Origin of the sequence: Streptomyces sp. NPDC052301, assembly GCF_044593395.1 — a bacterium.
Lineage (GTDB): Bacteria > Actinomycetota > Actinomycetes > Streptomycetales > Streptomycetaceae > Streptomyces.
In genome coordinates this window covers 195,434-214,587 of sequence record NZ_JBIUBE010000010.1, presented here as the reverse complement: position 1 = coordinate 214,587, position 19,154 = coordinate 195,434, and the positions used below count along the sequence as shown (strand labels likewise).

The following is a 19,154-nucleotide window of genomic DNA, read 5'->3' as shown; positions in this document are numbered from 1 at the left end:
GCCGGCGCCCCTTACCGCTACCGGGCTCTGCCCATGACCCGGGGGAAGTCCGCCGGGTCCTCGTCGAAGCCGTGCACACCCGGGCGGAAAGCCCACTCCCCGGAGTCGTCCCGGACGAACTCGGCGATCGTCGCCGCCGTGGCCCCGAGGACGGAGCCGAAGTCGTCCTCGGCGAGCACGGTGTAGCCCTCCCGGATGCGCATGGCCGGATCCAGCACGTCCACGAACGCCTTGTGCGCGGCGCGCTGCTGGATGACGACACCCACCACCACGCGCGTGTACCGGCCGTCGAGGCGGTCCAGCTCGAGCGTCATCACCTCGTCCCAGCCGAACCCCTTGCCGTCGGTGCTGTCCCGGTTCAGGAAGATCGTGCCGTCCGGTGAGCGGCTGTCGAAGTGCACCAGATAGGCCGGAGTCCCGTACGCGTCAGCCGAGACGAAGGTCGCAGCGACGATGTCCAGATCCGTCGGCGGCTGCCCCGCCGGGCTGGGGTCCCACTTGAGCGCGACCTCGACCTTGCGGATCCCCTTGCTGAAGCCGGTCACCAGGCGTCCCCTTCCCCCCTGTAGGAACCTCGGTCCCCCAACTCGCCGAAAGTCAGGGCTCCTTGTCCATCGTGCCATGCGCGCGGGGGCGTGTGCGCGGGCGATCTCCGCCGGAGCGTGACCGACGCCACGCCCGGTGGCCTTACGATGGCGCGGTGCTGGTCAAGTGGATTCGCTGCACCGTGGTGGACCGCCGCGGGTTCGAGCGGGGGCAGCGGAAATGGGCGGGGCTTCTGGGAGAGCCGGGTTTTCGCGGACAGGGCGGGGGCTGGAGCCGGCAGCGGGCGGGGAGGGCGCACATATTCGCCTTCTGGGAGAGCCGTGCCTTCTACGACTCCTTCATGGCCCGCTCGCACGACCGCCTCGCGACCGCTCAGTCCGGCACGTTCAAGGACGCCCAGGTCAAGCTCTTCGAATACCGCTTCGACGTGAAGACGGGCTTCGAGCCGCGCTTCACCGACGCCGATCTGATCCGGGTGGCCCTCTGCCGGGTCCACGAGGAGCGCGTCGAGCACTTCACGCTCATGCAGGAGAAGGTCTGGAACCCCGCGATGGCCGGTTCCCCCGGCATGATCCGCGGGATGTTCGCCGAGGCACCTGAGCAGGAGTTCCTGGTGCTGTCGATGTGGCGGTCGGCGGCCGAGCACGGCAAGTACCGCACCGAACGTGTGGAACGCCTGGCCCTGCGGGCCCAGACCGAGACGGACGTCATGGGGCTTTCGGGTGACATCGTTGATCTTGAACCGTCCTGGACGGTCTGAGACTCCGCCGACGGGTTTGAAAATCAAACCCTCACGTCGAGGGGTATGGGAGGGGCGCCGCGAATCCCGCAAAAGCGCCGTAGACCGCGCTGGCGCATGTCCCCGGCCATCGGATTCGTGTGACGTATGACGTATGAGGCCTGTACGAGTGCTCGACTTCGCCCCGCTGGATCTAGGGTTTTGGCATGGCACGACCACGGCGCATCGTCCTTGTCCGGCACGGCGAGTCAACGGGCAACGTCGACGACTCCGTGTACGAGCGCGAGCCCGACCACGCTCTCGCGCTGACCGAGCGGGGCCGACGGCAGGCCGAGGAGACCGGCAAGCAGGTCCGGGAGCTGTTCGGCCGCGAGCGTGTGAGCGTGTACGTCTCCCCGTACCGCCGTACCCACGAGACCCTCCGCGCCTTCCACCTCGACCCCGACCTCATACGCGTCCGGGAGGAGCCCAGGCTGCGCGAGCAGGACTGGGGGAACTGGCAGGACCGCGACGACGTGCGCCTGCAGAAGGCCTACCGCGACGCGTACGGCCACTTCTTCTTCCGCTTCCCGCAGGGGGAGTCCGGCGCCGACGTGTACGACCGGGTCGGCGGCTTCCTGGAGAGCCTGTTCCGCAGTTTCGAGGCCCCCGACCACCCCCCGAACGTGCTCCTGGTGACGCACGGGCTGGCCATGCGGCTGTTCTGCATGCGCTGGTTCCACTGGACGGTCGCGGAATTCGAGTCCCTGTCGAATCCGGGGAACGGCGAGATGCGGATGCTCGTCCTCGGTGAGGACGGCAAGTACACACTCGACCGGCCCTTCGAGCGCTGGCGGAAGCCGGTGCCGTACTGGGTCACCGGATAAAGTGGCAGAGCGATGACCGCTGACTTCTCTTCCCCAGGACGCCTGGAGCGCACCCTGGCCAGCCTGCGCGGACTGGCCGTCGGGGACGCCCTGGGCTCCCAGTTCTTCGTACCGGCGAACTACCCCCTGTTGAAGCGGCGCGAGCTGCCCGCGGGGCCCTGGCAGTGGACGGACGACACCGAGATGGCCGGCTCGGTGGTCGCCGTACTCGCGGCTCACCACCGCATCGACCAGGACGCGCTCGCCCGCTCCTTCGCCGAGCACCACGACTTCGACCGGGGGTACGGCCCCGCGGTCAACCGGCTGCTGCGGCTCGTCCGGGAGGGCCAGGACTGGCGCGAGCTGGCCGCCGGGCTCTTCGACGGCCGGGGCTCCTGGGGCAACGGAGCGGCGATGCGGATCGCACCCCTGGGTGCCTGGTACGCGGATGATCCGGAGCAGGCGACCCATCAGGCGGAGATCTCCGCCTACCCCACACATCAGCATCGGGAGGCCGTGGTCGGAGCCATGGCCGTGGCCGCCGCGGCGGCTCTGGCCGGCTCGCCCGACGGGCCGCCCGGCCCCGAGGCGCTCCTGGACGGCGTCATCGCGCTGGTGCCCAAGAGCGCGGTCGGCCAGGGGCTGCGCCGGGCTCGCGACATGCTCGACTACGGCGACGCGGCCACGGTCGCCGCAGTGCTGGGATGCGGGCGCCGTACGACGGCCCATGACACCGTGCCCTTCGCCCTCTGGTCCGCGGCGCGGAGCCTCGGGGACTACGAGACGGCCTTCTGGACCACCGCCCAGGTGGGCGGCGACGTGGACACGACCTGCGCGATCATGGGTGGCGTTCTCGCGTCCGGCAAGGCGGGGGCACCGCCCGCCGAGTGGGTGGAGCGCACCGAGGCGCTGCCGGGCTGGGTCCCCTCGGGACCGTGAGGGTTCCGAGCGGCGTGATTCGCCCGGCGTGGCGGCCGTGAGCGTTCGGCATGCGCGCGGTTCCAGCGGATAGGCGTCGCAAACTCTCCGTGTCCACCGGGAACTCTCCGTGACCACGGCTCGTTCTTCCCGTATCCGCCGTGTGCCGCGTCTTCGGGCGCCTGGTCGAAGCCGGCGGGTCAGCGGTGAGGTGCGAGGAGGGATGGAGGGGGTGTGCCATGGTGCTCAGTTCGATGGCGCCTGCGGCGTTTCCGCCGTTGATCCTGGTTCTCCTCCTGATGCCGGCTCTGCCGTCAGTGGTGCTGGTGGCCGTGGTGCGGCCGATCGGGCCGCCGCATGCGCCGTCGGTCCCCGGGCAGCGGTCCGTTCGGCCGCGGCTCTGCGCGGCTCGTGGGGGATCAGCCCATGCCCGGGCCCGCCACGCCGGCAAGGGAGTCGAGGTCGCTCTTGCGGACCCGGATCACCAGCCAGGCGGTGAGGAACGCCAGGCCGGCCATCGCGGCGGCCGGCACGAAGGCGGTGGAGATGCCGTGGGCGAGCACCTCGTGGCCCCAGGGCGCGGGCAGCTGGTGCGTCTTGGCGAACTGAGCCTTCTGCTCGGGAGAGGCGTCGGCGAGGAACTTCGGCAGCTGCTTCTTCACCTCGTCCTTGCCGGCCGAGCCGAAGACGGTCGTCAGGATGGACAGTCCCAGGGAACCACCCACCTGCTGCATGGCGTTGAGCAACCCGGAAGCCGCACCCGCCTCGTGCTGCGCCACGCCGGAGACAGCCGTGACGGTGACCGTCACGAAGTTCAGGCCCATGCCGAACCCGAACACCAGCATCGGCCCGAGCACTCCACCGAGGTAGGAGCTGTCCGGGCGGATGAACGTCTGCCAGATCAGGCCGATCGCCACGAGCGCCGTGCCGACCATCATGAACGGCTTGGGGCCGAGTGTCGGCAGGAAGCGCTGGGACAGTCCCGCGCCCACCGCGATCGCGACGGTCACGGGGAGGAAGGCCAGACCGGCCTCGATGGCGCTGTAGCCGAGCACGTCCTGCACGAACAGCACGATGTAGAAGAACATGCCGAACATGGCCGCGGCCAGGCTCAGCATGATCACGTACGTGCCCCAGCGGTTGCGGTCGGCGAACATCTTCAGCGGGGTGATCGGCTCTTTCGCCCGCATCTCGGTGAAGACGAAGGCGAGCAGCAGCACCACGGCTGCGCCGAACGAACCGAGGGTGAGCTCGTCCCGCCAGCCGTTCTCCGCGGCGCGGATGAATCCGTACACGAGCGAGGCCATGCCCGCCGTCGAGGTCAGCGCACCTGTGACGTCGAAGCGTCCGGGATGCCTCTGGGACTCGTTGATGTACAGCGGCGCGAGCGACGCGATCAGCACGCCGATGGGGACATTGACGAACAGGACCCACCGCCAGTCCAGCCAGTCGGTGAGCATGCCGCCGGCGAGCAGGCCGATGGCGCCTCCGCCCGCGGAGACGGACGCGAACACGCCGAAGGCCCGGTTGCGTTCCGGGCCTTCGGGGAAGGTCGTGGTGATCAGCGCCAGCGAGGTCGGCGACGCGATCGCGCCACCTATGCCCTGCAGGGCGCGTGCGGCGAGCAGCTGCCAGGGTTCCTGGGCCAGGCCGCCCAGCAGCGAAGCGAAGGTGAACAGCAGGATGCCGGCCATGAACACCCGGCGGCGGCCGAGGATGTCACCGGCCCGCGCTCCGAGCAGCAGCAGACCGCCGAAGGTGAGGGTGTAGGCGCTGACCACCCAAGTGAGGTCGGTGGTGCTGAACTTGAGCGCGTCTTGAATGTGCGGGAGCGCGATGTTCACAATCGTCGCGTCGAGTACCACCATGAGTTGGCAGGCGGCGATGACGGTGAGTGCGATGCCGGGATGCCCCTCCCGGCGGGCCACGCCCGGTTTCTGGTCCTGGAGCAGCTGAGAGGTCGTCACTATGGGTCCCCCATGAAGGCATTAGTGAACGCTCGCGTTCACTGGCGCATCCACGGTAGTGAGTCCCCAACAGTGAACGCAAGCGTTCACTTAATCTCGAGCCCCGCCCGGCGTCCCCCTGTTGCTGCCGCGTGGCGCTCCCCGCCCCGGAATCCCCGCTTCCCTTGCATGTTGGAGAAACGCACATGGTTACCTCGCGCTGGTCGGCCGCCTCCACGCGGCCGGCTGCTCCCCGTCGGCGCGGTGCGGTGCTGGAACGAGCGATCCTGGACGCCACTCTCGAGCAGTTGGGCGTGGTCGGCTGGAAGGGTCTGACCATGGAAGGGGTCGCGGCCGGTGCTCAGACCGGCAAGGCCGCGGTGTACCGCCGATGGCCCCGCAAGGAGGACCTCGTCGCGGACGCGCTGGTGGCGGGCCTGCCTCGGATGGAGACGGCTCCGGACCTCGGGAGTGTGCGCGAGGACCTTCTCACCCTGTGCCGGCAGGTGCGGCGGATCATGTACTCACCGCCCGGGGTGGCCATCCGTGCAGTCATTCACGAATGCGACCAGATGCAGGCCGAGCGCTTCCAAAGTGTGATCGTCGAGGGGGTGGTGGGGCCGACCGTCCGGCTGCTCCGCGAGGTCATCATGCGTGGAATAGAGCGGGGAGAGGTTCGAGCGGATGCGGCGAACGGGTACGTCTTCGACGCCGTACCGGCCATGATGATGTATCGCTCGAAGATGTGCGCAAGCGAATGGAGCGATCAGGATCTCGAGGAGATGATCGACCAGCTGATGCTGCCGCTGCTACGTCCCTACGCAGCTTGATCCCCCGCGCCGAAGATCTCGCCGAGGGGCGGGAGACCGGGGTGTCGCCGGGTGATCCCGGCGGCGTAGTCTAAGGGCGCCATGCCGTACGAACCGCCTACACACACCGTCGAGCGCTCCTTGCGCGCCACGACCGGAGCGAAGGTCATTGCCGGTGTCGACGAGGTGGGGCGCGGCGCCTGGGCCGGACCCGTCACCGTCTGTGCCGCGATCACCGGACTCCGCCGGCCCCCGCAGGGGCTGACCGACTCCAAGCTGCTGACGATCAAGCGACGTACGGAACTGGCCGAGATTCTGCATGCGTGGGTGACGTCCTATGCGCTGGGGCATGCTTCCCCCGAGGAGATCGACCACTTGGGGATGACGGCCGCGCTGCGGCTCGCCGCGGTTCGTGCCCTGGACGCCCTTCCGGTCCGCCCCGATGCCGTCATCCTCGACGGGAAGCACAACTATCTCGGCGCTCCCTGGGCGGTACGCACGGTGATCAAGGGCGATCGATCGTGTGTGGCCGTCGCCGCGGCGTCGGTGATCGCCAAGGTTCAGCGCGACAAAATGATGGCCGAACTGGGTATCGACCATGCAGACTTCGGATTTGCGGACAACGCCGGGTATCCGTCCCCCGTGCACAAGGCCGCATTGGAGGAGTGGGGGCCCACCCCGCACCACCGCTTGTCGTGGGCGTATCTTGATGCGTTGCCCCAGTGGCGGCACCTCAAGAAGGTCCGCAGCTGGACGGAAGGAAGCGTTCCGGAAATCGAGGGTCAGCTCGGCTTCGATTTTTGACGGTTCCGCTCGCACTGATGTGCCACCCGGTCATCCGCGCCGCACCAATGTTTGATAAATATCAGCTCATGCCTCTCATTCCCGAGGAGCCTCAGATTCACGAGAGTGCCCAGGGTCCCCGCGTCACTCCGGCCAGCGGCCGTACCGCGCCGACCCCCCGCCCCGTACCCGGCCCCCGCCCCGCGGCTCCGGCTCGCCCCGGTCGTCCCGGCCCTCTGCGGCCCGCGGCGCCGGTGCAGCGCACGCCGCGTGACGTGGCTCCGGTCAAGCCGGGCCCGTCCGGCCCGATCGCTCCCGCCGCCGCAGCGGCGACCCCGCAGATCCAGCTGATCCCGGCCTCGGCCGAGGGCGCGCTGGACGCCGCCGAAGAGGCGGTGGACCTGCTCCTGGACTCGGGCCGTGCCCCCGGCGACGTGCTCGTGCTCACCACCGGTGCCCAGCACCCGTGGGCGGAGCATGAGCTGTCCTTCGGTGAAGCCGCCTATTGGGCGCAGCACGACGCCGGTGACGACGTCTTCTACGCCGACGGCGCCGCCGCCTCGCGTGCCGGATCCCGCCCCGTGGTCGTCGTGGCCGTCAACGGAGGCCCTGCCTCCGCCGCTGCCGCCGCGCTTCCGCTGGCCCACGCACGGGCCGGTGCTCTGTTGATCGTCTGCGGCGACCCGCAGCAGATCAACTCGGTGCTGGGCGCCGGGGTCTGAGCCGAGCCCGGCCCCTCGGGGTACCGGGTGAAGTGGCGGCCGCTCCCATGGTCGTCCGCACGGTGTGCCCTTTGGCGTGCCCGGATGACGTGCGGGGGCCGTTCCGCTGATGGTGCGTGTTTCCGACGCCCGCAGCGGAGAGCGTTCAGGCGGGCCGGTCTCAGCCCGTCGTGGCCGTGCATGCCCGGCCGGTCCGCGGGCGGAGCCCGCACAGCCGCTCCCGGTGTGCCGCGAGTGGTGCCCGTGCGGCGGCCGGGGCGGCCGTACGCCGAACCGGCCGCGCGTAGCGCGATGAGTGAGCGTCGGTCGTCGGCTGTTCGGCGCCGGATGGCGCGCATGGCGTCCCGGTCGAGCCGGCACCGGGCCTTGCCGCCCAACTGGCCGGTGGACGGCCCAGGAGTTCGGGCAGGCGGAGGGACCGGCGCCGCTCTTCAGCGGGCCGCCGCGCGGCGCAGGACCTCGGAGACCGGGCCGCCGGTGCGCGGTGCGCGCGGCGGGGCCTCCGCCATGGCGAAGGACTCCGGCTCCGAGTGAGCGCTCGGACGGCGTCCACCGCGTCCCTCGCCGAGCACCTGCCAGCCCTCATGGGTCAGCGTGATGTACGCCCCGCACCGCAGCCCGTGCAGGGTGCAGGCGTCGCGCAGGCCCCACATCCAGGCGCCGTCCTCCTCCGTCCAACGCCCGTCGCCCTCACGGCAGTAGAGCAGTACCGCCGTGCGCACGGGCGTACGGCGGCGCAGGTCGTGCGGGATGATCCGGCGGAGCTGGGCCAGCAGCGCGTTGCGGAACATCCAGCCGTCGGCCGGAGCCGGACGGCGGGTGAAGGAGGCGCTGGCGCACAGCCGCTCCTCCGGATCGAGCACCGCCACGACCGCCGTGGACGGCTTCGGGCGATGCCGGGTATGCAGCCCGCTGACGACCTCACGGGGGTTGCGCAGCAGAGGGATTCCGGCGGAAGCCCACTCGGCCGGCTCGAGCAGGCGACTGGCGGAAGCGGCGGACACGGAGGTCGACAACGATGCCGCCGAGGACGAGGCGAATCCGAAGGTCACGTTCCTCCCTTCGGCTACGCGCCCATACTGCGGGCGAGGTCGGATTCGGGGGAGCGCGCACCGCAGCGAAGCCCTACCGGATCACGGACGAGCCGTGCGGGGAGCGGATCTCAATTCTTCCTGTCGAACTTGGCTGCGGCAACGAGCAATTGAGGCCACCGACTCTTATCTGGTGGTGTGAGGCTTATATCCCTACCCAAAGGTTCGACTGCTGACGCCTGGACCCCTGCCGGCGGGTACGGCTGCCTCGGGAACCGTGACCCGGTCAGCCCTGGACGGCCAGGACCAGCGGCAACACCCCCTGGGCGCCGGACTTCCTGAGCAGGCGTGCCGCGACCGCGAGCGTCCAGCCCGTCTCCGTGAAGTCGTCGACCAGCAGCACCGGCCCGCGGGCCTCGGAGAGCGCCGAGACGAGGCCGGTGGGCACCGTCAGCGCACCGTCGAGCGCCTTCAGCCGCTGCGCGCTGTTGCTGCGCGGCAGCCGGGGCGCGTCCCCGGCATAGTCCACGGAGCCGAGCAGGGGCAGCCGGCCGATCTCGGCGATCCGCGCGCCCAGCGACTGGATCAGCCGAGGCCGGGAGCGCGAGGCGATGGTGACCACACCCACGGGCCGGGGCGGAGCGTCGGTTGCGCCGGAAGCCCAGCCGCCGGGCCCCTTGGCCCAGTCGGCCAGCACGTCGACCACGGCTCGCGCCACATCGTCCGCCACCGGGGCGTCCGGTGCCTGGGGTGCGAAGAGCGGACGCAGCCGATTGCCCCAGCCGATGTCCGACAGGCGCCCGAGAGCGCGCCCCGGCGAGGCCTGTTCACCGGCCGGGATGCGCCCCTTGAGGTCGATGCCGATGGCAGCCAGGCCGGTCGGCCACATGCGCCGGGGGTCCACCTCCACCCCGGCACGGCCCAGGTCGCTCCGCGCGGCGTCCACTGCCGTGGCGGACGTGTCGGCGGTGAAGCGCGGACCCGCGCAGTTGTCGCACCGGCCGCAGGGTTTGGCGCCCTCGTCGTCCAGCTGACGCTGCAGGAACTCCATGCGGCACTCGGCCGTGGACGCGTAGGCGCGCATCGCCTCCTGTTCCGCCGCCCGCTGCCGGGCCACCCACTCGTAGCGCTCGGCGTCGTACGACCAGGGCTGTCCGGTCGCGATCCAGCCCCCCTTGACGCGGCGCACCGCCCCGTCCACGTCGAGGACCTTCAGCATGGTCTCCAGCCGGGAGCGGCGCAGTTCGACACGTGGCTCCAGCGCGGGCAGTGAAAGCGGCCCGTCCGCCCGGGCGAGGACGTCCAGGGTGCGCCGGACCAACTCCTCGGAGGGGAAGGCCAGCGACGCGAAGTACTGCCAGATCGCCTCGTCCTCCCTGCCCGGCAGCAGTAGAACCTCGGCGTGCTCGACACCGCGGCCGGCCCGGCCGACCTGCTGGTAGTAGGCGATGGGGGAGGAGGGCGAGCCGAGGTGGACCACGAACCCGAGATCGGGCTTGTCGAAACCCATGCCGAGCGCCGACGTGGCGACCAGCGCCTTGACCCGGTTGGCGAGCAGGTCCTCCTCGGCCTGCTGCCGCTCGGCGTTCTCCGTCTTGCCCGTGTACGAGGCGACGGTGTGCCCACGCTGCCGCAGGAACGCGGTGACCTCCTCGGCGGCGGCGACGGTCAGCGTGTAGACGATGCCGGAGCCCGGCAGCTCGTCGAGATGGTCGGCGAGCCAGGCCATCCGGTGCGCGGCGTCCGGCAGCCGCAGCACGCCGAGGCTCAGGCTCTCCCGGTCCAGCGGTCCGCGCAGCACCAGAGCGTCCGAGGTGCCGCCGGTGCCGAGCTGCTCGGCGACGTCCGCGGTCACCCGTGCGTTGGCCGTGGCGGTGGTGGCCAGCACAGGAACACCGGGTGGGAGGTCGCCCAGCATGGTGCGCAACCGTCGGTAGTCCGGCCGGAAGTCGTGGCCCCAGTCCGAGATGCAGTGGGCCTCGTCCACGACCAGCAGCCCGGTGGCCGCCGACAGCTTGGGCAGGACCTGGTCGCGGAAGTCCGGGTTGTTCAGACGCTCCGGGCTGACCAGCAGGACGTCGACCTCACCTGCCGCGATCTCGGCCTGGACCGCCTCCCACTCCTCGGTGTTGGCCGAATTGATGGTGCGGGCGTGGATCCCGGCCCGAGCGGCGGCCTCCACCTGGTTGCGCATGAGCGCGAGCAGGGGCGAGACGATCACCGTGGGGCCGCTGCCTCTGGCCCGCAGCAGCGAGGTTGCCACAAAGTAAACCGCGGACTTTCCCCACCCGGTCCGCTGCACGACCAAGGCCCGGCGGCGGTCGGCCACCAGCGCCTCGATCGCCCGCCACTGGTCCTCGCGCAGCCGGGCCGCGCCCGTGGCGTCCCCGACGAGCCGGGCGAGGACGGCGTCGGCCTGGGCCCGGAGATCCGCGTTGCTCGTGTGCTCCATGCGTCCCATACAACAGGACGGGACCGACAATCGGGCCGGGCGGCCCCGAGGCTGTGGACAACCACATCGACGTTGTCGTGTCCCTGATTCGACTTATCCACAGGCCCAAGCGGAATCTCAAGATCCGCGAGATCGTCGGCGCATGACGAATCACAGCGAAACCACCGGACCGTTCGAAAACAGCGACATCCCGGGACGGGAGCCGTCACCCGGCCCGTCCGCGCACGACCCGCAGGTCACCCTGCGCACCCCGGCCGAACTGGCCGATGCCCTGCCCTACCTGCTCGGCTACCGCCCGGAGGACAGCATGGTGCTGGTCGCCCTCCACGACCACGAGGGCCGGGGCAGGTTCGGCGGCCGGGCCCGGCTCGGCATCCCCGAGAACGAGGAGGACTGGGACGCGGCCGCACACCAGCTGGCCCACGGCCTGGTGACCGGCAGCGAGCGGCGCGGCACCCGTCCAGAGCGGATGGTGGCCTACGTCTGCCAGGAACCGGGTCCGGGAGAGTCGGGCAAGGACGTCAAGCGACGACTCGATCGACTGGCCCACCTGCTGCGCACCCAGTGCGGTGACCTCGACGTGCCGGTCGTCGAGGCACTGTGCATCTCGGGTGGCCGCTACTGGTCGTACTGCTGCCCCACGAAGGGCTGCTGCCCCGACGAGGGCTCGCCGATGGGCCTGCCCGGCACGTCCGTACTGGCCGCCGCAGCCACCTACGCCGGCATCCAGGTACGCGGCACCCTGAGGGAGTTGCGTGCCAGGCTGCAGCCCTGGGAAACCGGCGCCGCCTTGCAGCAGGAGATCGCGCTCGACGCGGCCGGCATGTCCCTGGTACCCCGCATGCTGGACGAGGCGACCCGCGAGGACGTGGCGGAGGAGACCCTCGATCTCGCCGAGCGGGTCATCCGCCGCTTCGCCGCGGCCGCGCCCGTGTCCGGCACACATCCGGCCGACCTGCGCGACGACGACCTGCTCGGAGACGACGAGGCGGCGACACTCGTCCTCGGCCTCCAGGACCGTACGACCCGTGACCGGGCGGCCTCGTGGATGGAGGGCGACGAGGCAGGCCCGGCGCTCCGGCTGTGGCGCGCCCTGGCCCGTCGTTGTGTCGGGCCCTACGGCGAGCACGCCGCCGCACCGCTGACCCTGGCCGGTTGGGTCGCCTGGTCGACAGGTGACGAGCTGGAGGCCCGAGAGGCACTGGCCATGGCGCTGGGCGCCGATCCCGACTACCTCTTCGCGCGCCTGCTGCACCAGGCGTGCAACGAAGGACTGGATCCCGAATCGATCCGCCGCTGCCTGCGCGCGGAACGCGCGGAGCGGACATCACCGGAGAGCACCGGGCACTCCGAGTCGGCGCCGGGACCCACGGGGACCGAGCGCGCCGAACCGCCGGTGGCGACGCCCGGAGCGACCGAGCGGACGGATCAACAGGCCGGCGGATCGGGTGCCGAGGAGAGGGCTGATGCCGACTGCGGGACGGCCACACGGCGTCGGCACCGAGTTCGCCCCGCCGACCCCGGTGACGCTGTCCGTACCGCCCGCGCGGCGACCGGACGACGGCGTCCGGCCGGCTCCCGCCCTCGATCGTCCGCCGCCGAACCCGCGCGGCCCGGAACCCGGGGTCGGGGCGCCACGCGTACCCGTGCGGCCGGAGCCGACGACAGCACGGCGAGCGGCGCACAGTCGGGAAGCGGTCATCTTGAAGCCGAGGGGGATGGATGAACGCCGGGCGGGTCGACCGGGGCCGGCGTTCGGAGGGCCAAGGGGCCGTCCGCGCGGATTGCCGCCCGGTCGCGCAAAAGCCGACCCCCGAGGTGAAGGCTCCCGGTGCTCGGGTGTCGAGTGGGGCACAGGGTGCGCGCCGCCGTGACAGGCGCTCGGCGCGGCGCCTCGGGCGGCCGCAGGTGAATGATCAGCGCCGCTGCCGTCGCGTCGGGGCCAACCTGCACCGTCTCGGGCACCTGGCCCGCCGTGGGCGCTCGGCCCACTGTCACCCATTGACCCGCTTGAACCGCTGGGCCCGCCCGGGCCGTACTCCATATGGGGGTTGCCCGGCCGGCTCGTCCCGCCTCGGGTGCTTCGCCCACCAGGCTCGTACGGCCCGCTCGGCGCCCCCGCCCCGCTCGACACCCTCACCCGCTCGTGCTCCCTCACCCGCTCGTGCTCCCTCGCCCCGCCGGGTCTCCTCGCTCCGTCAGGCCCGTCTCCCGGGCCGGCTTCACCGCGCACGCCGGAGCGCGCCGCTGGTACATACAGGCGCATCGCGCGACGGATGGTGGCACCGGCTCGGGCGAGCGCTCACAGGCCCCCTCCCCACCCCGCCACGCCGCCATTCGGTCGGCTTCCCCCGGCCGAGCCGTGACCCGGAGGAGTCCGTCTCCGTTCACCTGAGTGGCGGAACGCCTCGAGGGGCGCTCGCCGCACGACCCCAGCTCCCCGGGGCGCCCCAGCGGCCGCCCAGCACGTCAGAGGCCCACCGAGCGCAGAAGAAGCCACCCCATGTACCAGCAGCCGACTTCGCCCTCCGCGGCCGACGACGAACGTCCGCCCTGGGACAGGTGTGAGCCGTTCCCGCCGGGCCGCGCCCGGCGCCGTCCCACGGACGGCCATCGGGGTGCCACCGCACCCGCCGACGCCACCACCGCCTCCAGCGTTCATGCCCGCATCCCCGGGCCGCCCAGGCAGGCCCCTGTCACCGTCCCCCGGCCGCGGCCGGTCCCGAGCCGCCCCACCGTCTTTCACGGCCCGGGGCAGTCGTCCGGCGCCCGAGCTGCCCTCCACCCACGCGGCACTGGTCTGCGTCGCCCTGCCCGGCCTCGTCATCTCCGACGAGCTGGGACAGCTGACCGGCCGGGGCCTGGACGGGTACTACCGCGACGGCAGGCGCTTGCTCTCGCGGTGTCAGCTCCGCGTCGCAGGCCGCGAACCACTACCGCTGCAGGCGAGGATGACGGGAGCGGACGGTGTCCGCTTCGTGGGCATGCTGCGCATGTGCCAGGCCGCGCGCCCCGATCCGGACGTCGTGGTCGAGCGAACGCGTCACGCCGACGGAACCGAGCGGATCACCCTTCGCAACGCCGCACCGCGTGCCCTGCGGCTGCCCGTCGAAGTCGCCCTCGGCACGGATCTCGCGGAACTCGGCACCATCGCCTCCGGCACGGCGGGCCCAGAACTCCCGGCCACGGTCCACGACTCGGGCCTGCGCTGGGCCCACGCCGGCTTCGCCGCCTGCGTCACCGCCGATCCGCCGCCCGCCGACTCCCTGGCGTCCGCGGGGCTGCTGCGCTGGGAAGTGGAGCTGCCACCTGGCGGTACGACATCCGTGGAACTGCGGGTACGACCAGCCGGCGGGGGGCCGTTGCGGGCGGCGGGGTCCGCCGCGACCAGCGCCCCCGCCCGCGCGGCAGGCGACGACCCTCGCGTGGCAGCCCTGCTGCACGCGGCTGTCGCCGACCTCCAGGCGCTGCTCGTGCGTGACCCCGCGCACCCCTGCGACACCTACCTCGCGGCGGGCGCACCGTGGCGCTGCGGGATGGCCCCCGCCGAGGCTCTCGCCGCCGCCCGCATGACTCTGCCCCTCGGCACCCGGCTCGCCGCAGGGACACTGCGCACCCTGGCCCGCACCCAGCTCACGGGCCCGGGATCTCAGGCCGGCATGATCCCCGGGCCGAGACGGGACGTCGGCCCGCTCCTCCCACCGGGCTGCACCGGAACGGAGGCCACCCTGCTCTTCCCCGCCCTCCTCGCGGAGGCCCGCCGCTGGGGACTGCCCGAACAGGAGACGAGAGAGCTGCTGCCCACGGCCGAACGTTGCCTGGCCTGGCTACGCGCCGCAGCCGGCGACGGTCCCTACCTCCCCGACCCGCAGCCGGCAGGCCCTGTCCGCTGCGAGACACAGGCCCACGCCTGGCGTGCGGCCCAGCTCGGCGCCGACCTCCTGGATGCCTACGACAGACCGGGTGCGAGGGAACTGAGCGAGTGGGCGCAGGCCTTGCGGACGGCTTTCCGGACCGACTTCTGGATCGAGGACCACGGCGGCGGACGCCCGGCCGCGGCCCTGGCACCCGACGGACGGCCTCTGCCGCATCTCGGCTCCCACGCAGTCCATCTGCTCGACACCGGCCTGCTCGGTTCCGGTCGGCTCGCCCCGGGCCTGCTCGACAAGGTGCAGACCGAACACCTCGCCCGGTTGCTCGGCGGGCCCGCCATGGACGCGGGCTGGGGGCTGCGGGGTCTCGGCGCCAAGGAACCGGGACACAATCCGTTCGGCCACCGGACCGGAGCCGTGCGTGTCCACGAGACCGCGCTGGCCGTCGCCGGGCTGGCCGCCACCGATCATGAGAAGGAAGTCTGTGGCCTGCTGAGAGGACTACTGGACGCCGCGGAGCACTTCGACCACCGGCTGCCGGAGATGTTCGCCGGCGAACAGCGCACCGCCGGGAGCGCACCCGTCCCGCACCCCGCGGCCTGCCGCCCGGCGGCCACCGCCGCGGCCTCAGTGATCCTGATCCTCACCGCGCTCGCGGGCATCCGCCCCGACGCCCCTGCCGGTACGGTCACCCTCCGCCCGGTGCGGAGCGCGCCGCTCGGCGAGCTGGGGCTGACCGGGCTGCGCGTGGCGGGCGCCCCCTTCGCGGTACGGATCAGCCGACTGGGACTCGCGATGGTCGAGGAGGCGGCGGACGGCCTGCAACTGGGAGTGTGACCTCGTACGACGGGGCGGGTGACCTCGTACGACAGGACCGGTACGGACGGAAGGAGCCACCCTGCGCCCCATACCGGAACGAAGTGGAACCACCACCCATGCGGGCGGGGAAGGGAGTGTTTATCGTCAGGCAGACGACTATGATCGCGGCATGCCCTACGACCCGTCAGCCTTTCCGCCCTTCGCCGTCACCGTGGACCTGGTCGTGCTGACCGTGCGCCGCCATGCCCTGTGCGCGCTGGCGGTGCGCAGGGGCGAGCCCCCGTTCCAGGGGCGCTGGGCGCTGCCCGGCGGTTTCGTACGGGCCGACGAGGACCTGTCCCAGGCGGCGGCGCGCGAGCTGGCCGAGGAGACCGGGCTGTGCGCACACGATCCCTCGGTTCCGGCTCAGGACAACGGCGCCCACCTGGAGCAGCTCGCCACCTACGGCGACCCCAAGCGGGACCCGCGTATGCGCGTGGTCAGCGTCGCCCACCTGGCGCTCGCGCCCGATCTGCCCGCACCCCGCGCGGGAGGCGACGCCAGCAACGCCCGCTGGGCACCGGTCGAGGAACTGCTCCAGCAGGGTGGCTACGGCCGGGACGGCGAGCCCGCGGCACCGCTCGCCTTCGATCATGCGCAGATTCTCGCCGACGGGGTGGAGCGGGCCCGCTCCAAGATCGAGTACTCGTCGCTGGCCACCGCGTTCTGCCCGCCCGAGTTCACCGTCGGCGAGCTGCGCAGGGTGTACGAGGCGGTGTGGGGGGTGGCCCTCGACCCGCGCAACTTCCACCGCAAGGTCACCGGGACCCCCGGATTCCTCGTGCCCACGGGAGGAACGACCACGCGCCAGGGCGGCCGGCCCGCTCAGCTCTTCCGGGCCGGCGGCGCCACCCTGCTCAACCCGCCGATGCTGCGTCCCGAGGTCTGAGACGCGCGGTGACCGGCCGCCGTGACGACAGGCGGACCGACCGCGCCGGATGGCCCCCGGCTGCGTCGAACGGTGGACATGAGCCGGGTCGGGATCCGCGGCGCCGCGGGAGCAGACCCGGTTATACCGGAAAAACTGGACATCGCACGCTATCTTGCTGCAGGTGATCCAGGCCTTCGGACTGACCAGCAATCCCCGCAAGGCGCACCCGCCCGCCCTCGACAACGTTTCCTTCGAAGCGCGCGCCGGGCATGTCACCGCGCTCCAAGGAGCCGTCGGGGCGGGCAAGACAACGGCGCTCAGACTGATGCTCGAGCTCCAACCCGGCCGCGGCATCACGTACTTCAAGGGGCGCCCCCTGCACCGGATCGCTCATCCGGCGCGGGAAGTCGGCGTGCTCCTCGGCGATGTACCGGGGCATCCCTCCCGCTCGGTCCGCGGACATCTGCGCATGCTGTGCGCGGCGTCCGGAGTGCCCGCCCGGCGCGCCGACGAGGTCCTCGAAGTGGTCGGCCTCGTCAGCCTGCGCGAGGAACGCCTCGGCACGCTCTCACGCGGCATGGACCGCAGACTCGGCCTGGCCGGTGCCCTGCTGCCCGACCCGCACACGCTCGTCCTGGACGAACCCGCAGCCGGTCTCTCCGCCCGCGAGGCGGAATGGATGCACAGCATGCTGCGCGCCCACGCCGACCAGGGCGGCACCGTCCTCTTCACCACCGCCGACTCCAAGGAAGCGGCGCGCACAGCCGACCGGGTCGTCACCCTCGACGGCGGCAGGCTCGTCGCCGACCAGGAGGCCAAGGAGTTCGCCCGCACCAGGCTGCGCCCGCGCGTGGCCGTGCGCAGCCCTCACGCCGCGCGTCTCGCGGCGCTGCTCACCAAGGAGGCCCGCACCGCCCGCCGCTCCGTGGAAGTCGTCCGGGAAGGCGGCAACCGCCTCTCGGTGTACGGCTCCACGACCGCCGACATCGGCGAGACGGCGTTCCGGCACGGCATCCTGGTGCACCAACTGGCCGACGAGGTGGGCGACATGGGGCCGGGCGCCGTTGGCGTGTCCGGAACCTCCTCGGCGGAGCAGGGGCACATCGTGGGAGAGGAGGCGAAGGCCGAACGCGAGATGACCGCTCCCGGCCGGCCGGAGGCGGAGTCCGAGGCCACGGCCCTCGGCTCGTCCGCCGCCGACACGGATGACGCGGCGCTCGGCCCGACGCCGGAGGAGTCGGACACGGCGACGCCCGGTCTGCCGGCTGCGGGGAACGAAGAATCCGAGTTCGACTCGTCCGTGCCCGAGCAGGACGCCAACGCGGTCGGCCTCTCCTCCGAGGAGCGAGAGCGCGCCGCGTCAGGGCCACAGGACGCCACGGCAGCGGGCCCCTCCTCGGAAGAGCGCCATGTCACCGTGGCCGCGTCGGTGCCGGAAGCGGAGCGGGCGCTGTCAGGCCTCTCCGTGCGCGCCGAGACCCAGAGAGTGTTCGGTTTCTCGGCGCCGGAGCGGTCACAGGCCGGTGACGGCGAGCGGTCGGTGCTCGGGGACGGCTCCGATCAGCGGCCGGAGTCGCAACGGACGGAGACCGCTCGGACCGGGTCGTCGACGGCCGTGGTCCCGGAAGCCGGCGACACACCGCAAGGGGCCCTCGGGCCCGTCGGCGAGGGCGTACCCGGCAGTGACCCCGGGGCACTTCCCGCCGGGACCGTCTCCTCCGGTACGCCCGCGGCATCCGACCGCGGCCGGTCCGCCGACGCGACGGCCACGACGCACATCGGTCGTGCCACCGTCTCCACGGTCCCCGAATCGCACGACCGCGGTGCGGCGCCCCCCTCGGCGGGCATCCCCGCCAGCCGCACCCGCCTCCCCGGTGCCAGGAACCCCGGCACCCGCCCCTCGCCGGCCAACCGCACCATCCGACCGGACACGGTCCGCACCCTCGAAGCCCCGACGCTCCTCCCGCCCCCCATCTCCGTCCGCGCGGCCCCCAGCCCCCTGCGCCCTCTGCGCTACGAGATCCGGCGTGCGGCGGGTGTCGGTGCCGGTTTCCTCACCTGCGGTGCTGTCCTGGCGGTGTCGGCGATCACCGCCGTACTGCTGGCCCGAATCGGCCACACCCCACAGGCGCGGCTGTTCGCGGCGTGGCCGCGGGAGCTGCCGCTGCCGCCCGCCGCGCTGGCAGCCGGGCTGCTCGGCGCGCTGGCCTTCGGGGACGAGTTCCGCCACCCCGCCCTGGCGGCGGACCGCGGCACTGTGCCCCGCCGACTGGGGCTGCTGACCGCGAAACTGCTCGTCGCGGGGGCCACAGCGATGCTGCTGGCCTTCCTCACCATGGGCTGCGACGCCGAAGTGCTCTACATCTTCTACGGACGGGAACTCACGCAGGTTCCCGCGGACTGGCTCTCGCTGACCGCGAGTTGGTTCGGTCTGGTCGTCGGCTGTGCCTGGGCCGGTGTGCTGGCGGCCGGAGTCTTCCGGTCGACCACGGCCGGCCTGGCCGCCGTACTCGCCGTACCCGTCCTCGTCGTTCCCCTGGCGCACATGGTGCTCCAGGGGAACGGCGTGCGGATGGCAGCCGGGTTGCCCGTACGGATGCGGGAGCTTCTGCTGCTGCAGTGGCCCTTCGGGGGCGATCGCTATCTGGTCGGCGCGGTGCGGATTCTCGCCCAACCGGTCGGCGTCGCACTGGCGTTGTCGCTGGCGGCGCTGCTCTGTGCGTATCTGCTCACCGCACTGCGCACCAGGCTCCGGTGACGAG

Annotated in this window: 14 protein-coding genes; 10 read left to right on the top strand and 4 right to left on the bottom strand. The window is 72.0% G+C overall.

The genetic code is table 11. From position 1 onward, the window contains the following. Positions 1–17: 17 nt before the first annotated feature. Positions 18–545, bottom strand: coding sequence for a TerD family protein (locus ACIHEJ_RS27605; RefSeq protein WP_400139416.1), 528 nt, complete (start codon positions 543–545; stop codon positions 18–20). 155 nt (positions 546–700) lie between these two features. Between ACIHEJ_RS27605 and ACIHEJ_RS27600 the strand changes: the two genes are divergently transcribed. From ACIHEJ_RS27600 to ACIHEJ_RS27590, 3 genes are all read left to right on the top strand, one after another. Beyond that, positions 701–1,306: a YdbC family protein gene (locus tag ACIHEJ_RS27600; RefSeq protein ID WP_400139414.1), complete on the top strand. Its 606-nt coding sequence runs from the start codon at positions 701–703 to the stop codon at positions 1,304–1,306. Between the two features lie 185 nt (positions 1,307–1,491). Continuing rightward, positions 1,492–2,151 (top strand): histidine phosphatase family protein, encoded by a 660-nt coding sequence (locus ACIHEJ_RS27595; protein WP_400139412.1) that lies wholly within the window; start codon positions 1,492–1,494, stop codon positions 2,149–2,151. Positions 2,152–2,163: 12 nt separating this feature from the next. Further along, positions 2,164–3,069, top strand: coding sequence for an ADP-ribosylglycohydrolase family protein (locus ACIHEJ_RS27590; RefSeq protein WP_400139410.1), 906 nt, complete (start codon positions 2,164–2,166; stop codon positions 3,067–3,069). Between the two features lie 398 nt (positions 3,070–3,467). Here ACIHEJ_RS27590 and ACIHEJ_RS27585 read toward each other — a convergent pair whose 3' ends face one another. After that, on the bottom strand, positions 3,468–5,015 hold the full coding sequence (locus tag ACIHEJ_RS27585) for an MFS transporter (protein WP_400139408.1): 1,548 nt from the start codon (positions 5,013–5,015) through the stop codon (positions 3,468–3,470). A gap of 185 nt (positions 5,016–5,200) precedes the next feature. On the opposite strand from ACIHEJ_RS27585, the gene ACIHEJ_RS27580 reads away from it, so the two are divergent. From ACIHEJ_RS27580 to ACIHEJ_RS27570, 3 genes are all read left to right on the top strand, one after another. Next, complete coding sequence (locus tag ACIHEJ_RS27580) at positions 5,201–5,824, top strand: TetR/AcrR family transcriptional regulator (protein ID WP_400139406.1); 624 nt, start codon at positions 5,201–5,203, stop codon at positions 5,822–5,824. Positions 5,825–5,905: 81 nt separating this feature from the next. Then, positions 5,906–6,607 carry a ribonuclease HII gene (locus ACIHEJ_RS27575; RefSeq protein WP_400139404.1) on the top strand — a complete coding sequence of 234 codons (702 nt, stop codon included), beginning with the start codon at positions 5,906–5,908 and terminating at the stop codon, positions 6,605–6,607. A gap of 68 nt (positions 6,608–6,675) precedes the next feature. Beyond that, on the top strand, positions 6,676–7,308 hold the full coding sequence (locus ACIHEJ_RS27570; RefSeq protein WP_400139403.1) for a hypothetical protein: 633 nt from the start codon (positions 6,676–6,678) through the stop codon (positions 7,306–7,308). 431 nt (positions 7,309–7,739) lie between these two features. Here the strand turns inward: ACIHEJ_RS27570 and ACIHEJ_RS27565 are convergent, their stop codons facing one another. Then, positions 7,740–8,360 carry a hypothetical protein gene (locus ACIHEJ_RS27565; RefSeq protein WP_400139402.1) on the bottom strand — a complete coding sequence of 207 codons (621 nt, stop codon included), beginning with the start codon at positions 8,358–8,360 and terminating at the stop codon, positions 7,740–7,742. Between the two features lie 265 nt (positions 8,361–8,625). Beyond that, positions 8,626–10,791 carry a RecQ family ATP-dependent DNA helicase gene (locus tag ACIHEJ_RS27560; RefSeq protein ID WP_400139401.1) on the bottom strand — a complete coding sequence of 722 codons (2,166 nt, stop codon included), beginning with the start codon at positions 10,789–10,791 and terminating at the stop codon, positions 8,626–8,628. A gap of 142 nt (positions 10,792–10,933) precedes the next feature. On the opposite strand from ACIHEJ_RS27560, the gene ACIHEJ_RS27555 reads away from it, so the two are divergent. From ACIHEJ_RS27555 to ACIHEJ_RS27540, 4 genes are all read left to right on the top strand, one after another. Beyond that, positions 10,934–12,517 (top strand): DUF4192 family protein, encoded by a 1,584-nt coding sequence (locus tag ACIHEJ_RS27555; RefSeq protein WP_400139400.1) that lies wholly within the window; start codon positions 10,934–10,936, stop codon positions 12,515–12,517. A gap of 934 nt (positions 12,518–13,451) precedes the next feature. Next, on the top strand, positions 13,452–15,500 hold the full coding sequence (locus ACIHEJ_RS27550) for a glycogen debranching N-terminal domain-containing protein (protein ID WP_400139398.1): 2,049 nt from the start codon (positions 13,452–13,454) through the stop codon (positions 15,498–15,500). A gap of 151 nt (positions 15,501–15,651) precedes the next feature. Beyond that, the gene (locus ACIHEJ_RS27545) at positions 15,652–16,410 is read left to right on the top strand and encodes an NUDIX domain-containing protein (RefSeq protein ID WP_400139396.1); all 759 of its coding nucleotides are present in this window, start codon (positions 15,652–15,654) and stop codon (positions 16,408–16,410) included. A gap of 163 nt (positions 16,411–16,573) precedes the next feature. Further along, on the top strand, positions 16,574–19,150 hold the full coding sequence (locus ACIHEJ_RS27540) for an ATP-binding cassette domain-containing protein (RefSeq protein ID WP_400139394.1): 2,577 nt from the start codon (positions 16,574–16,576) through the stop codon (positions 19,148–19,150). Positions 19,151–19,154: the final 4 nt, after the last annotated feature.

What these genes read in the sequence shown, in the direction of transcription:
- ACIHEJ_RS27580 (WP_400139406.1), top strand. Translation starts at nt 5,201, where the DNA reads ATGGTTACCTCGCGCTGGTCGGCCGCCTCCACGCGGCCGGCTGCTCCC.
- ACIHEJ_RS27570 (WP_400139403.1), top strand. Translation starts at nt 6,676, where the DNA reads ATGCCTCTCATTCCCGAGGAGCCTCAGATTCACGAGAGTGCCCAGGGT.
- ACIHEJ_RS27590 (WP_400139410.1), top strand. Translation starts at nt 2,164, where the DNA reads ATGACCGCTGACTTCTCTTCCCCAGGACGCCTGGAGCGCACCCTGGCC.
- ACIHEJ_RS27555 (WP_400139400.1), top strand. Translation starts at nt 10,934, where the DNA reads ATGACGAATCACAGCGAAACCACCGGACCGTTCGAAAACAGCGACATC.
- ACIHEJ_RS27545 (WP_400139396.1), top strand. Translation starts at nt 15,652, where the DNA reads ATGCCCTACGACCCGTCAGCCTTTCCGCCCTTCGCCGTCACCGTGGAC.
- ACIHEJ_RS27560 (WP_400139401.1), bottom strand. Translation starts at nt 10,791, where the DNA reads ATGGAGCACACGAGCAACGCGGATCTCCGGGCCCAGGCCGACGCCGTC.
- ACIHEJ_RS27595 (WP_400139412.1), top strand. Translation starts at nt 1,492, where the DNA reads ATGGCACGACCACGGCGCATCGTCCTTGTCCGGCACGGCGAGTCAACG.
- ACIHEJ_RS27550 (WP_400139398.1), top strand. Translation starts at nt 13,452, where the DNA reads ATGCCCGCATCCCCGGGCCGCCCAGGCAGGCCCCTGTCACCGTCCCCC.
- ACIHEJ_RS27575 (WP_400139404.1), top strand. Translation starts at nt 5,906, where the DNA reads ATGCCGTACGAACCGCCTACACACACCGTCGAGCGCTCCTTGCGCGCC.